This is a genomic window from Thalassovita litoralis, from assembly GCF_900182725.1.
GTDB lineage: Bacteria > Pseudomonadota > Alphaproteobacteria > Rhodobacterales > Rhodobacteraceae > Thalassobius > Thalassobius litoralis.
On the sequence record NZ_FXTO01000005.1, the window covers coordinates 117,044 to 131,356 of the forward strand.

At 60.4% G+C, this 14,313-nt stretch carries 15 protein-coding genes; 5 read left to right on the forward strand and 10 right to left on the reverse strand.

Going from position 1 to position 14,313, the window contains the following annotated elements; translation table 11 throughout:
* Window positions 1-68: 68 nt before the first annotated feature.
* Complete coding sequence (locus tag FN828_RS06395) at window positions 69-932, reverse strand: hydrogen peroxide-inducible genes activator (protein ID WP_142492578.1); 864 nt, start codon at window positions 930-932, stop codon at window positions 69-71.
* Window positions 933-1,034: 102 nt separating this feature from the next.
* Between FN828_RS06395 and FN828_RS06400 the strand changes: the two genes are divergently transcribed.
* The 3 genes from FN828_RS06400 to FN828_RS06410 all read left to right on the forward strand — a co-directional run bounded on the left by FN828_RS06400 (window position 1,035) and on the right by FN828_RS06410 (window position 3,107).
* Entirely contained in the window at window positions 1,035-1,679 is a 645-nt protein-coding gene (locus tag FN828_RS06400; RefSeq protein WP_142492579.1) for a peroxiredoxin, read from the forward strand.
* Between the two features lie 70 nt (window positions 1,680-1,749).
* Complete coding sequence (locus tag FN828_RS06405) at window positions 1,750-2,193, forward strand: Dps family protein (RefSeq protein ID WP_142492580.1); 444 nt, start codon at window positions 1,750-1,752, stop codon at window positions 2,191-2,193.
* A 44-nt stretch (window positions 2,194-2,237) separates the two neighbouring features.
* Window positions 2,238-3,107, forward strand: coding sequence for an MBL fold metallo-hydrolase (locus FN828_RS06410; RefSeq protein WP_142492581.1), 870 nt, complete (start codon window positions 2,238-2,240; stop codon window positions 3,105-3,107).
* 55 nt (window positions 3,108-3,162) lie between these two features.
* Here FN828_RS06410 and FN828_RS06415 read toward each other — a convergent pair whose 3' ends face one another.
* From FN828_RS06415 to FN828_RS20460, 9 genes are all read right to left on the reverse strand, one after another.
* Window positions 3,163-4,956, reverse strand: coding sequence for a TRAP transporter permease (locus FN828_RS06415; protein WP_142492582.1), 1,794 nt, complete (start codon window positions 4,954-4,956; stop codon window positions 3,163-3,165).
* 73 nt (window positions 4,957-5,029) lie between these two features.
* Entirely contained in the window at window positions 5,030-5,989 is a 960-nt protein-coding gene (locus tag FN828_RS06420) for a TAXI family TRAP transporter solute-binding subunit (RefSeq protein ID WP_235891422.1), read from the reverse strand.
* Between the two features lie 110 nt (window positions 5,990-6,099).
* Window positions 6,100-6,705 carry a 3,4-dihydroxy-2-butanone-4-phosphate synthase gene (locus tag FN828_RS06425; protein WP_142492583.1) on the reverse strand — a complete coding sequence of 202 codons (606 nt, stop codon included), beginning with the start codon at window positions 6,703-6,705 and terminating at the stop codon, window positions 6,100-6,102.
* A gap of 4 nt (window positions 6,706-6,709) precedes the next feature.
* The gene (locus tag FN828_RS06430; RefSeq protein ID WP_142492584.1) at window positions 6,710-7,219 is read right to left on the reverse strand and encodes a flavin reductase; all 510 of its coding nucleotides are present in this window, start codon (window positions 7,217-7,219) and stop codon (window positions 6,710-6,712) included.
* A 90-nt stretch (window positions 7,220-7,309) separates the two neighbouring features.
* Window positions 7,310-8,599 (reverse strand): amidase, encoded by a 1,290-nt coding sequence (locus tag FN828_RS06435; RefSeq protein WP_142492585.1) that lies wholly within the window; start codon window positions 8,597-8,599, stop codon window positions 7,310-7,312.
* Window positions 8,600-8,693: 94 nt separating this feature from the next.
* Complete coding sequence (locus tag FN828_RS06440) at window positions 8,694-9,620, reverse strand: LysR substrate-binding domain-containing protein (protein WP_142492586.1); 927 nt, start codon at window positions 9,618-9,620, stop codon at window positions 8,694-8,696.
* A 176-nt stretch (window positions 9,621-9,796) separates the two neighbouring features.
* Window positions 9,797-10,525 (reverse strand): cysteine hydrolase family protein, encoded by a 729-nt coding sequence (locus FN828_RS06445; RefSeq protein ID WP_142492587.1) that lies wholly within the window; start codon window positions 10,523-10,525, stop codon window positions 9,797-9,799.
* 71 nt (window positions 10,526-10,596) lie between these two features.
* Window positions 10,597-11,961, reverse strand: coding sequence for an amidase (locus FN828_RS06450; protein WP_142492588.1), 1,365 nt, complete (start codon window positions 11,959-11,961; stop codon window positions 10,597-10,599).
* The gene (locus tag FN828_RS20460; RefSeq protein WP_185958951.1) at window positions 11,958-12,131 is read right to left on the reverse strand and encodes a hypothetical protein; all 174 of its coding nucleotides are present in this window, start codon (window positions 12,129-12,131) and stop codon (window positions 11,958-11,960) included. The genes FN828_RS06450 and FN828_RS20460 overlap by 4 nt, the downstream gene beginning before the upstream one ends.
* 106 nt (window positions 12,132-12,237) lie before the next feature.
* On the opposite strand from FN828_RS20460, the gene FN828_RS06455 reads away from it, so the two are divergent.
* A complete protein-coding gene (locus tag FN828_RS06455; RefSeq protein ID WP_142492589.1) occupies window positions 12,238-12,996 on the forward strand; it encodes a GntR family transcriptional regulator in 759 nt (252 codons plus the stop codon).
* Between the two features lie 193 nt (window positions 12,997-13,189).
* Window positions 13,190-14,272 carry a pyrimidine utilization protein A gene (gene rutA / locus FN828_RS06460; RefSeq protein ID WP_142492590.1) on the forward strand — a complete coding sequence of 361 codons (1,083 nt, stop codon included), beginning with the start codon at window positions 13,190-13,192 and terminating at the stop codon, window positions 14,270-14,272.
* Window positions 14,273-14,313: the final 41 nt, after the last annotated feature.

Below are 14,313 nucleotides of genomic sequence, written 5' to 3' on the forward strand. Positions count from 1 at the left end.
CGCGAAATGCTGCATTCGGGGTGTTTCCGTGTCTTTCGCGCGAAACGATCCCCCAAAGCTATCTGGGCCTATAACAGCGTGGCCAGCTTACGGAACAATTCCGCCCGCACGGAACCGGGCCGCCACGCCAGCACCACCCGGCGCGGGCAGGCATCCGGCAACGGGGTCAGCCGCACCTGTGCGTTGCCCACCACCCCGGCCTGTACCGCCAGATTGGGCAACAGCGTGATCCCCAGCCCTTCGGCCACCATAGCAATCAGCGTGGTCAGGCTGGTGGCGGCGAAACTGTCCTCGGTCACGTCGATCCGCCCCGGATAGGCCGCCAGCGCGTGCCGTTGCAGGCAATGACCCTTTTCCAGCAACATCAACTGCCCGCTTTCGGTCAGCGCCTCGGGACCGCGCGGGGCGGGCCAATCGGCGGGCGAGGCCAGTTGATACCCATCCTCGAACAGGGGTAAAACCTCCAGCGGTCCGGTTTCAAAGGGCAGCGCGATCAGCACCAGGTCCAACCGCCCGGCATTCAGCCCCTCGATCAGGCTTTCGGTCATTTCTTCGCGCAGGTAGACCCGCAAGTCCGGGAATGCCCGGCGAATTGCCGGCAGCGCAGAGGGCAACAGATACGGCCCGATGGTGGGGATCGACCCCAGTTTCAGATCCCCCTCATACGGGTTGCGATGGGCTTCGGCCAGCGCTTCGATTTCGGTCGCGTCCAGCAGCAACCGCCGGGCGCGTTGGGCTATGTCTTCGCCCAATGGCGTCAGCATGACATGGCGGCGGGTGCGTTCGATCAGCGGCACACCCAAACGCCCCTCCAGTTCCTTGATCCCGGCGCTCAGCGTGGGTTGGGTCACGAAACACATTTCAGCCGCGCGGGAAAAATTCAGCGTGTCCGCTACGGCGGTCAGGAACCGAAGCTGGCGCAGTGTGACCATAATAGATTTCCTCTATATCTTTAAGTCAAACATTCAATTTCATCTATAAGATTGCAACCTCTATCTTCGGCTCATCAACATTCAAACCAGAAAGACACACCGATGACCGAACAGACCCGCCCCACTGGCCCCCGCATGAACGAAGCTGCCCCCGCCTTTGACGCGCCCACCACCCATGGCCGTAAAACACTGGAAGATTACCGTGGCAAATGGCTGATCCTGTTTTCGCACCCGGCGGATTTTACCCCGGTTTGCACCACCGAATTCATCGCCTTTGCCAAGCGCCATGACGATTTCGCAGCCCGTAATACCGAATTGCTGGGCCTGTCCATCGACAGCCATTACAGCCACATCGCTTGGGTGCTGAACATCAAGGAAAAATTCGGCGTCGACGTCCGCTTCCCGATCATCGCGGATCTGAACATGGCAGTGGCACAGGCCTATGGCATGATCCAACCGGGTGCGTCCGACACTGCTGCTGTGCGGGCGACCTTTATCATCGACCCGCAGGGGATGCTGCGTGCGATGGTGTATTACCCGATGAATGCGGGCCGGTCGGTTGATGAAATCCACCGCCTGCTGGTGGCGCTGCAAACCGCCGATGAAAATAAATGCGCGATGCCCGAAAACTGGAAACCGGGCGACGAGGTGATCGTGCCGACCCCCGCCACCCCCGAGGCCGCACTGGCCCGCGCGGGCGAAGGCTATAACACTGTCGATTGGTATTTCTCGACCCGCGCGCTTTGATCCGCTGCCGCGAACGCTGGACGGGCCGCGTGGCCCGTCCCCAACACACCAGACAACAGGAGATTTCATCATGACCACCCCCGATCAGGCCAATATCGCTGCGTTGAATGCCGTTCTTGGGCAGATCTTTCGCTTGTATGTGCAAACCCACGGCTATCATTGGAATGTCGAAGGTCCGAACTTCCGGCAACTGCACGCCCTGTTTGAAGCCCAATATCAAACCCTTTGGGCGGCTCTGGATGAAATCGCTGAACGGATTCGGATACAGGGTGCCTATGCCCCCGGCACCGTGGCCGATCTGATGGCGCTTGCTGCGCCAGAAGCCGCCCCTGCGCAATCCGCCGATGCGATGGTCACGGCGTTGATTGCGGAACACGAAACACTGGCAGCCACCCTGCGCGATGCAATTTCTACCGCTGGGGACGCAGGCGACGAGGTGAGCGCCGGGCTGCTGACAGACCGTCTGGAATGGCACGAAAAAGAACTGTGGATGATGAAAGCCAGCCAAGCCTAATCGGCACATCGTTCACGCAGGAAATGAAGAACAGGACCAATAAGATGACCAATCCAATCGTTAAATCATTCTGGGATCAGGCCACCGGAAACTGGCAATATGTGTTCCATGACCCCGATACGATGAAGGGCGCCATTGTCGACCCCGTGCTGGATTTCGACCCACTGGCCGGTGCCACCTCGACCACGAATGCCCAACGGTTGTTGGACTATGCGCAGGAAACCGGGATTGATCTGGTCTGGATTCTGGACACCCACCCCCATGCCGATCACTTTTCTGCCGCGCCTTGGCTAAAGGCCCAAACCGGCGCGCCCACCGCGATTGGCGAAAAGGTGACAGGCGTTCAGAAGCTATGGCAGGGCATTTACAACCTGCCTGCGGATTTCGCGCTTGATGGCAGCCAATGGGATCGTCTGTTCGCGGATGGCGACAGTTTCATGGTGGGCAATGTTCCGGTCACGGTCATGTTTTCGCCGGGGCATACGCTGGCGTCCATCACCTATGTCGCGGGCGATGCGGCCTTTGTGCATGATACGCTGATGATGCCCGACAGCGGCAGTTCCCGCGCGGATTTTCCCGGCGGCAGTTCGGCGGCATTGTATAACAGCATTGCCGCGATCCTGTCCCTGCCGGATGACACGCGGGTGTTCGTCGGTCACGATTATGCCCCCAACCGCGAGGCGCAATGTATGGCTACCGTGGCCGACCACCGCGCGGCGAATATCCATTGGAAATCCGCCCCGTCAGAAGCCGAATACCGCGCCGTGCGGGATGCCCGCGATGCCACCTTGCCGTTGCCGAAACTGATGCTGGCCGCGCTTCAGGTGAACATTCGCGGCGGTCGCCTGCCAGACCCCGAGGACAACGGCCGGTCCTATCTGAAGCTGCCGCTGAACTACTTTGAAAGCCGCTGAAGCAAGGGGGCGATAGAAACGGGACGGGGCGTTTGCGGCCCTGTCCCGCGTCAGTTCATATCAGCGCAGGCCCGAACAGCAGTCCCAGTCCCAGCACTGCCAACCCAACCCGCAACGCGATGCCCATCCGGCCGATCAGCGCAAAGGACAGCGCGGCCAATCCCACGGCCAGCACTGCAAAGGCGATCAATGCGCCAATGGGGTCTGTCGGCAGGCGGATCAGTGCTGGCCATGTGATCATGCCCAGCGGGATCAGATACAGCCCAACCCCCAGCGCCATCGCGGTGACGGCAACCTTGATCCAGTTTTCTTCGACCATGCCGGACGCAATGAAAACCGCGCCGCAGACCGGCGGGGTGATGGTGGACAGCAGCGCAAACCAGAACACGAACAGATGCGCCTGCAACGGGTCCAGCCCCAGTTTCATCAGCGCCGGACCGGCCACCGAAACGCAGATCACATAGGCGGCGGTGGTTGGCACCTCCATGCCCAAAATCAGGCAGGCCAGCGCCGTCAACAGCAGCGATGCCCACAGCGTCCCCCCTGATCCTTCCAGAATGACCGAGGTGATTTTTACCCCCAGCCCGGTTGACCCCAGCACCCCAATAATGATTGACGCACACAGGATAATCGCCGCAATCATCGCCACCTGCCGGGACGCGGTCAGCAACGCCTGCGCGACACGAGTGGCGGTTTTTGCCGGATCAAAGCGCAAATCCCCATCAATCAGCAGCAACAGTGCCCCCGCCAGAATGGCCAGACTGGCGGCATATTGCGGGGTATAGCCAAAGGCGAACATGCCCAGCATCAACACCGTGAACGGCACCAGAAAAAAACCCGAGGTCACAGCCACATCCCGCGCGGCGGGGCGGTCGGCGGCATCCAGCCCTTGCAGGTCGAACCGGGTGGCATAGGCATTGATCCCCACCCAAACGGCCCAGAAATACAGGATCGCAGGCAGCAGCGCCGCCCCCATGATCTGCGTGTAAGGTGTGCCGGTCAGCTCCACCATCACAAAGGCCCCGGCCCCCATCAGCGGCGGCATGATCTGTCCGCCGGAACTGGCCACGGCTTCAACCCCGGCAGCCAACCGTTTGGGATAACCCAGTCGCGTCATTGCGGGCAGCGTAATCGCCCCGGTCGAGGCCACGTTGGCACTGGCCGATCCCGAAATAGACCCGAACAAGGCCGAAGACAGCACAGATACCTTTGCCGCGCCGCCCTTGAGCCGCCCGGCGGCAGCGGCGGCCACGTTCATGAACCCCTGCCCCGCCTCGCCCGCGTTCAGTACCGCGCCAAAGATCACGAAAATTGAAACGACGCCCACGGAAACAGCGGTCAGACTGCCCCAGATGCCGCCCTCGGCGATGGTCATGTTGCCAAGGAACGATCGCAGCGGAACGCCGGAATGGCCGAATTCCCCCGGTATCCGATCCCCGAAAAATGCGTATAGCAGGGCCAGCACCGCAACCAGCGGCAAGGGCCAGCCAATAGCGCGCCGGGCTGCCTCGATCACCACGGCCAGCAGGGTGAAACCCACCGCGACCTGAAAGTTATTTTCCAAAAAACCGTATTGATCGCCCAGCATGTCGGCATTCCACGCCACCCAACAGGCGGCGGCCACACCCAACACGGTCAGCACCGCACCGGATGCCAGCCGCACCGGGCCGGTGACGCCGAACAGGAACACCCACGGCAGGATCAGCGCCAAATGCAGCGGGCGGCTGACCAGATTGGGAACCAAACCCGAAAAAATCAACCCGATATGGAACGCCACCACCCCAAGGCCCAGCACCAGCCACAGCCCCCGCAGCCACGGGTTGCCCGGTAAATCCTGTTGTCCGCTCATTCCGGTATACCTTTCTGACACAAAGGCCGGGCGCAATCGGCCCGGCCTGTTTCACTTGCGCAATGTGCTTGCGTTACATCTGGCTGTCAGTCAGCGCAATGCCTGCCTCTTGGTAATACCGGATGGCACCGGGGTGCAGCTTGCCGGTGATGTTGCCTAGCATTGCCGCGTCAACACCACCCCACCATGCGGCGCCTTCGGCCATCGCGGCCTTATTTTCCCAAAAGGTTTTGGTCAGTTGATAGGCGGTTTCGTCATCCATTTTGGTGGTTGTATAAGCCACCACCGGCAAAGAGGTCGTGACGATATCCTGATCCTGCCCGGCATAGGTGCCTGCGGGGATCACCAGACGGGTGCGTTTGGTTTGGGCAACCTGATCGTCGTTCAGCGACAGCACCGTAACCCCGGTCGATGCGGCTGCTTCGACCACATTCGGCGCGGGCCATGATCCGGCGGTTACGAACCCGTCAATCTGGCCGTTTTTCAGCGCGGCCACCGCGTTGGACAGTTCGGCATCGGCGATTTTCACTTTGCCTTCCAGCCCGAACAGGCCCAGATATTTTTCACCTTCACGCGCCCCAAAGCTGCCTTTGCCCAGCAGGATGGTTTTGCCTTCCATTCCGGCGAAATCCTTGGCGCCGCTGTCCGCGGACATCACGAAATGCATGGTCAGCGATGGGATTGGGAACAATGCCCGGATTTCTGCAAAGGCGGGATCGCCCTTGCCCTCGAACATGGCTTTGCCTGCTTGCGCCAGCCCGACAAGGCTGGGCGGCGTGGTGAACACGTAATCACCGCCACGGGCGCGCACTTCCATCACGTTTTGAACGGACCCCTGCCCTTCTTCGACGGTGACGATGATATTGCCACCGGACCCGGCTTTCATGCCTTCGGCAATCTGAACGCCCATCTGGTAATAGGATGTCCCGGCCTTGGCCGATTTATAGGTCACGCGCGTTTCCGCCCATGCCGGGGCAGATACCATAACACCAGCCGCCACCGCGCCAGTGATCCATTTCATTGCATTGAACATTTGCACCCCCTTTAATGGTTCGGGCCAGAAAGCCCGACATTTGCCACAGGGTCAATCGGTCAACGTCGCTGCAATGCAGCAAATGGGGTGTCCGGTTCTGGTTGGTCCCTTTACCAAAAGGCATCCGGGCCAGTCAGGGCGCGGACCTGTGACATGTCGACAGTGGCAAGACCCAACCGCCGGGCCAAGGCCTGTGCCGTTGGGGTGTCAGCGACTTCGCCCCGGTCATCAAGGATGGCGCAGATCGTTGCGGCGCATTGCCCGCCCGAAGCCGCCAGAAGCCGGATCGCGGTTTCGGCCACACCGTTCTGATCGCCATCCGAAACCTGCGGGAAAATATGGCCGGGGGTGATGACGTCACCTTTGCCCCCTGTCGCGGCGATGCGAATGGTGCGGGCGCGGTCCTCGGTGGAAATGCCGGTGGTGGTGCCTTTGGCCGCTTCGATCGAACGGGTGTAAAGCGGCGCACCCGGACGCCCCGAACGCGGCTGAAGGTCCAGCCCCAGTTCGGCAGCGCGTTTATGGGTCATCACCAACCCCACCAGCCCGCGTGCGTGGGTTGCCATCAGGTTGATCTGGTCGGGGGTCGTTTCTTCGGCGGCGCACAGCATAACCGGGCCGCCGCGCGTTCCTGTCACGACAACGGGGCGGCCAAGCCCCAGTTCGGTCAGCACATCGCTTAGCGTTGGGCGGGGGATGACTGCGTCAAGCTGCATGGGTTCAGGCCTGTAGTTCGTGAAATTGGCGGGCGAAATACACCAGTCCGGGGGTGCCTTGGGTGCGGGTGATGTCGATGATTTCGCAAAACAGGACCTCGTGCGAGCCAACGACATTGCGGGATGTCACCTTGCAATCAAAGGACGCGACGGACCCGCCCAAGACTGGCGCACCCGATGGGCCTTCGGTCCAGTCGGCGGTGGCAAAGCGGTCTTCCATCGGGGTTTTGCCGCCAAACAACATGGCAAGCCCTTTGTGATCGGGGCCAACGGTGTTCACGCAAATCGCATCGTTTTGCAGGAACGCCGGGGCCGCGGATGACCCACGGTTGACGCAGACCAGCAAGGTCGGGGGTTCCGCCGTTACCGAACACACAGCCGAGGCCGTCAGCCCCGCACGTCCGCCGGGGCCATCTGTCGTGACGATGTTCACCGCCCCCGAAAGCACGGCCATACCTTCCTTGAAATCCTCGGGGGATACATGGGTCAGGGGTTCCAGTTCGCTTGCGATCATTTCACATACCTTTGTTAGACTTTTGTTCAGACTACCGCCCCAGCGGTCCCGGCCCGAGTGAATTAACCCGCACAGGGGCATGAGTTTTTCCTATTCCGAGGCAGCAAATAACGGCCCGGCCAAGGCACCAATGGCGATGGCGGTGCGATCGGTGTAGCGGCGGGTGATGACGGAAATTCCCAGCGGCATTCCATTCGGGCCGCTAAAACCGGGCACGGAAACGACAGGGACGCTTAGCAAGGTCCACAACGAATTCATTGACGGATCACCCGTCCATTCCAGCCCGACTGGGGCTTCGGACGTGGCCGAGGGTGCGATGATTGCATCATAATCAGACAGGATGTCATCCATCAGGGCGCGGCAGGTGTCCGCGATTTTATACGCCTCGCGTGCGGATTGCGGGGTGATCTGCCGTCGGTTTTCCACCATCGACAAAAATTCAGAATGCAGCGTATCGGGCTGATTGCGTGCCTCGTTCAAAAACGCGGCGCGGCCTTCGCGGGCCAGAATGATGTCATGGCTTTCGTCGATCCGGGTAAACAGGTCAGGCAGGTGCAGTTCACTGACCGTTGCCCCGGCGGTTTGCAGTGCTGCGGCGGCCTTGGCCAGCGCATCGCGCATCGGCGGTTCGACCCGGTCCCATGCCGGGGGGTGGACATAGGCGATTTTCAATCCGGCAAGGGTGTCTGGCTGGGGCGCATCGTCCAGATCGAACACATCAGCCAACAGCGTGAAATCCTCGGCGGTGCGGGCATACAGGCCTAGTGTATCGCAGGTCAGGGAATAGACTTTCAGCCCTTCGCGGCTGATGACGTTCCATGTGGGTTTCCAGCCCCAGATCCCGTTATAACTGGCGGGCCGGATTGTCGATCCGCCGGTTTGCGTGCCCAGCCCGATAGCCGCCATGCCCGCCGCCACCGCAGCAGCCGACCCGGACGACGATCCGCCGGGTGTGCGGGTTGGATCGTGCGGGTTCGTGGTTTTCCCGCCGCGCCCGGTGGCGGCAAATTCGGTGGTGACTGTCTTGCCAAGGATCACTGCCCCGGCGGCGCGCAGCGTATCCACGGGGGCGGCATCTACCCCGGTCATCACGCCAGTATAACGGACATTGTTATGTCCGGTCGGCATGTCACGGGTGGCAATCATGTCCTTTACCACCACCGTGACACCCGCAAGCGGCCCCTTGTTGTCTGCCGCGTCCAATTCCTGCGCCCGCGCCCGGACCAAGGCTGGATCAAGGTGAACAAACGCCTGAACTTGCGGCTCCATCACGTCGATCCGGTCTAATGTGGCCTGCACCACGTCGCTGACGCTGCGGTGCCCCGTTGCAATATCGGCGGCCACCACGCGGGCGGTCAGCCGGGTATCCATGTCTTTCATACGAACCTCCTGTCCATCGGCATCAGGAAACCACGGCACCAGCGAAAGCGGCAGGGCATGTTTCTCTGCTCCGGGATGAGAAATATTCAACCGCTCAGGCCGCGACGGCGATGGGTGCGGTGCGGACGTTTTCAAACAGCCAATCCTTGAATTTCTGAAGCATCTGCCGCGATTTGGAATTGTAGGGGCTTTGCAGGTAATAGGGCACTCTGGCCGGGAAGGTTTCTGCCACCGGGACCAGACGACCATCTTCCAGCGCCTTCTGGATCAGTAGCGACCGCCCCAGCAGCACCCCGACGCCCGACAACGCGGCCTCGACCGCCTGACTGGACTGGTTAAAGCGTAACCCGTGGCCCACGTCGCGGCGGATGGCACCGTATTCCCCGATGTAGCGCGCCCAATCGGGGTAATCGCCCTCGTACCCCGAAGGGGCGCGGTCCACATGGATCAGCGGCGCACGACGCAGGGTTTCGGCACGATCCCCATCATACCGCGCCAACAATTCCGGCGCACAGACGGGAACCGATGCTTCCTCGACCAGCGGTTCCGAATGTAGGCCAGACACGCCTTCGGCCCAGGGGCAAATGCGAATGTCGGTGTCCTGACTTTCGGCATCCCGGCGGTTCAAAAAGGTGCGCAGCGACAAATCAACATCAGGTTCACAGGCAAGGAAATGCCCCAGACGCGGCACCAGCCAAAGTGATGCCAGCGACGCGGGCGCAGATACCGCCAACCGCAGATGCGAGTCATCCCGAACCGCGCCCAGTGATGCAACCGCTTCGTCTATCAGATCCAGCGCCTGACTGACCCGCGTCATGTTCGCCACCGCGTCCGGGGTTGGGTAGATGCGCGAATTTTTACGCACGAATAATTCGACCTGAAGGAATTCCTCCAGCAGCCTGATCTGATGGCTAACCGCTGTGGGTGTCACGCATAATTCATCCGCCGCACGAGCAACCGAGGTGTTCCGGGCGACGGCTTCGAAGGCGCGAATGGCATTCAGTGGGACGCGTTTGCGCATGGTCCTGTCCTTTGCTTTCTGTCGCCTCCCTTTGAGTATGGCAGCATGGGCAGGACCACGTGGTCAATCTGTCAGGGTAATTATAAGACCGTACTTATGCAAAAAATTTTGACCGTGCTCAGATATGTTAAAAACTTCAGCACAGATGCAGCTTTGCGCATAAAATATGTACGGACTTAAACTATGGGCGCGACCTTGGCGGGCGACGCGGCGATTCCCGCAGACGCGGCAGGCAGGTCCGAATCCTGATTGATGACGCGCAGCGCGGCCGCCTCGTCGATGACATCGCAAATCTTGAACTGCATGTCGAACAAGGCGGCGGCGTGGCTCATCTCGATCCGGTCAAACACCGCTTCGGAGACGACTTGCATTTTATAGCCCATCGCCTCGCCATCGACACAGGTGGCCCGCACACAGCCCGAGGTGGAATTGCCCATAACGATCAGCCCGTCAACGCCCATCGCTTGCAGGATCAGGTGCAGATTGGTGAAAGCGAAGCACGAAGGTGTTTGTTTTTCAACCAGAATATCACCATCCTGCATTGGCGTTGCCGGGGAAAGGTCTGACCGGGGGTCGCTGGCGGCAAACACGCCGGACTGTGCGTGTTTCAGCCCGGTATAGCCGTGGAAAATATGTTTCGAGAAAATCACCGGCATCCCGGCTGTGCGGGCGGCGGACAGCAACCGCTGTTGCACCGGGATCGCGGCATAGGCGTGCGGCCCACAGGCACCGGGGTAACGATCCCGCTGTTCATGGATCGGCACATTGTCCCCGATTGCGGTAATCTGCATGTCGATTGACAGCAGCGCGTTCACCTTGCCCGGTCCATGTGGCGCACGCAGGTTGCCCCCGGCCAAAACACGCTTGTCATCATCGCTCAGAAATCTGTCCCATACGTTCGTCATGTGCTTTCCCATCATTCACAAGTCCGAACTTATTCTAGACGCGCCCGCCACCGGGCGCGCCTGAGATTTATTCACGCTGCCGCTGAAACGGTGCTTTCGATCCACTGGGCCAGATCGGCGATAACGGATTCCGACCAATCCGGCCCGACGACCTGCACGGACAAGGGGCCGTCTTCGGTCATGGCCACAGGCAGGGACAGGGCGGGGAAGCCAAAGAAATTGATCGGCCGTGTGAAATGCACCAGCGACCCGATCAATTGCGCAATCCCCTGACCGCCGCCAATATCGACATCGGCGGCCATAGGGGCGGTGTCTGGCAGGGTGGGGATCACCAGCAGGTCAACCTTGCCGAACACCTGTTCCAAGGCACGTTTGCGGGCCAGTTGCCGAAGCTGCCGCGCCCGAACATAGGCGAAACCGGGCATTGCGGCGGCTTGGGCCAGACGGGTGCGTACCTGATCGCCGTAGACATGTGGCACCAGCGCCAGCCGGTCGGCGTGAACGGCGGCGGCTTCGCTCATGGCGATGACGTTGGCGGCCTCGCCGTAGCTGGCCCAATCGGTGATATCCAGCGTTTCGGTGGCAATGCCTTGATGGGTCATCGCGTTGCGCAGCGTGGATAGCATGTCGTGCATCCGCTCACTGACCGCAGGCAGGAACCCGGCATCGGAAAACCCAACCCGCAGCCCATCCGGCACGCCGGTTCCGCGCGGTGGGATCGGGGCCACGTCGGCACAAACCGGATCAATCCCATCCGGCCCGGCGATAACCGACAGCACCAGCCGCGCCTCGGCCACGGTGCGGGCCAGTGGGCCAACGGTGTCTTGGGTAAAACACAGCGGCATCACACCCGTCATGGGCACCCGGCCCTGTGTGGGTTTAAAACCCACCACGCCGTTCGCCGCCGCAGGCAGGCGGATTGATCCGCCGGTATCGGACCCCAGCGCCGCGCGGACCAGACCCGCACCAACCGCAGCACCTGATCCCGAAGACGACCCGCCTGAAATCGCACCGGGATGCGCCGTATTGCGGGGAATGCCCCAGTGGTGGTTATGCCCGGTCGGTCCCATCGCGAATTCCGACATGTACAGCCGCCCTAGATCCACCTGCCCCGCCGCGTCCAGACGGGCCAGCACGGTCGAGGTGCGCTGCGCCAGTTTCCCGGCCTCGGGGTGGGCGCCGAACCCGGTGATTGATCCGGCCCGGTCGAACATGTCCTTATGCGCCATCGTCACGCCATGCAGCGGCCCGGCGCTTTGCCCGGTTGCGGCCAGCGTGTCCAGCGCCTTGGCCCGCGCGCGGGCGTTATCGGCCTCGATCCGGGAAAAGATGGTGGTTTCATTGTCGATTGCGGCCAGCGCGGTTTCGGTGGCTTTGGCGGCGTCACAGCCCGTCAGGCGGGCGGCGGCCTGTTGGTCGATGGTCAGGGCGGTCATGGGCGATCTCCGTCCGGGTCGATGGCGACAAGCTGCGGAACGTCGTGCGCATCGCGCAACATCGGGTGTTGCATCACGCCTTTGACCATCCGTTGCGCCTGATCCGGCAAAATCGCCATTTCGGCGGGGCTAAGCGCCCGGCCCGCCAGTATATCCATCAGTTTATCCAAGATTTTTACCTTTCCTGTTGGCCCAATCCCGCGCAATGCTGGTTGCAGGGTTGGAATTGGCCGGTTTATATTTTCAGTATAAGTACGAACATAAGGGACGGATTTGATGAATGGTCAAGATGCTGAACTGGTGATGACATTCGAGGATGGGACGCCGCTGTACCTTCAGGTGGCGCAACTTCTTCAGCGATTGATCGACGGCGGCACCTATCCGGTTGGCACGCTTTTGCCCCCCGAATCCGATCTGGCGCAGCAGCTTTCGGTGTCGCGCCACACCATCCGTCAGGCCATCGGGCAACTGCGCCAGCGTGGGGTGCTTTCGGCCCGCAAAGGGGTGGGGACGCGCGTCGAAGCCCCCGAGGATGACTGGCGGTCCCGGTTCAGTGCAAATTCACGCGGCGGGTTGTTCGATTTTGCCCGTTCGACGGAGCTGCATTTCAAACACCGACAAATGACCGAAGTCCGCGGAAATCTGGCGGCTGACATGGGGGTTCGCCCCGGTCGCAAATTCCTGCATCTTAGCGGGCCACGGTATTATTCTGGTGATAAAAATCCCTTTTGTGTCAACGAAGTATTCCTTGAACCCCGGTTGAAAGAGGTGGTTGAAAACATCGACATTCTGCGCGTCGCCCTGTTCACACTGGTCGAGGCTAGTACCGGCGAGCGGGTGAAGGAAATTCAGCAGGAAATCCGGGCCGTGCATCTGGACGAGGTGCAGGCGGGGTATCTGGGGCGCAATCAGGGGGATTTGGGTATGAGATTGTCGCGCCGATACCTTGGGTCTGGCAGCCGCCTTTTGGAATATGCGGTGCAGTATTATCCGGGCGATACGTTCGCCTATCACACCACGCTTTCATCAACCTGACCGAACCCACACAATCGAACCCGTTTTCACCCTGCTCAGGTCTTGGGCAGGGTGATTTTTGTCTGTGCGAAACGGCCCATTTCGGCACCCCCTGAATTTTTTTGAGTACCCGCGTCAGGAAAACTCCTTAGTCATCCTGAAAAAGACCTGCGAATGTCCATACAAACGAACCAAGCAACACGGAGAGCTTCTTATGGACATGGGCGTATTCATCCCGATCGGAAACAATGGCTGGCTGATCTCGAAGGCATCGCCGCAGTACAAGCCAAGTTTCGAGCTGAACAAACAGATCGTTTTGAAGGCGGAACATTACGGGCTGGATTTCGCGCTTTCGATGGTGAAGCACCGGGGCTTTGGTGGGGAAACTGAATTCTGGGATTACAATCTGGAAAGCTTTACCCTGATGTCGGCGCTGGCGGCGGTCACGTCGAAGATCAAGCTGTTCGCGTCGACCGCGATCCTGACCCTGCCGCCCGCGCTGGTGGCCCGCATGGCAACGACCATCGATTCTGTCGCGCCGGGGCGGTTTGGCGTGAACATCGTGACGGGTTGGGCGCCTGCTGAATACACCCAGATGGGCATTTGGCCGGGGAACGAATATTTCGGTTATCGTTATGATTACGCGTCTGAATACTGTCAGGTTTTGAAAGACCTGTGGGGAACCGGATCGTCCGATTTCAAGGGCGAACATTTCCAGATGGACGACTGCATGATGAAGCCCATGCCTTCTAAACCGATTGAAATGGTTGCGGCAGGTCAGTCCGAGCGCGGGATGGAGTTTTCGGCCACCTATGCAAACTATTCCTTTGTGATGGGGATGGGCATTAACACCCCGACCGCATTCGCCCCGGTGGCAAAACAACTGTCGGATGCCGCAGAAAAAGCCGGGCGCGATGTTGGCGCTTATGTGCTGTTCATGGTGATTTCCGATGAAACCGATGAAAAGGCAGAGGCAAAATGGGAAAGCTTCCGTTTGGGTGCCGATATGGAAGCCCTGAAATACATGGGTGTTCAGGGGGCGCAGGACGATCAGGCCGGTGACGGGGCAACCGCAAAGGCGATCAACCTGCCCGAAGGTGCGGTGAACTTTAACATGGGGACGATCGTCGGGTCCTATGAAAGCTGCGCCCGAATGCTGGACGAGGCCGCCGCCGTTCCCGGCGTCAAAGGCATCATGATGACCTTTGATGATTTCCTTGTGGGGATGGACGATTTCGGGACCAAGATTCAACCGTTGATGCAGTCGCGTTCAAGCGTGCAAATCGCAGCCGAATAATACGATCAGATTTTCATAAAGCCCGGCCCGCGTTTTCCCAA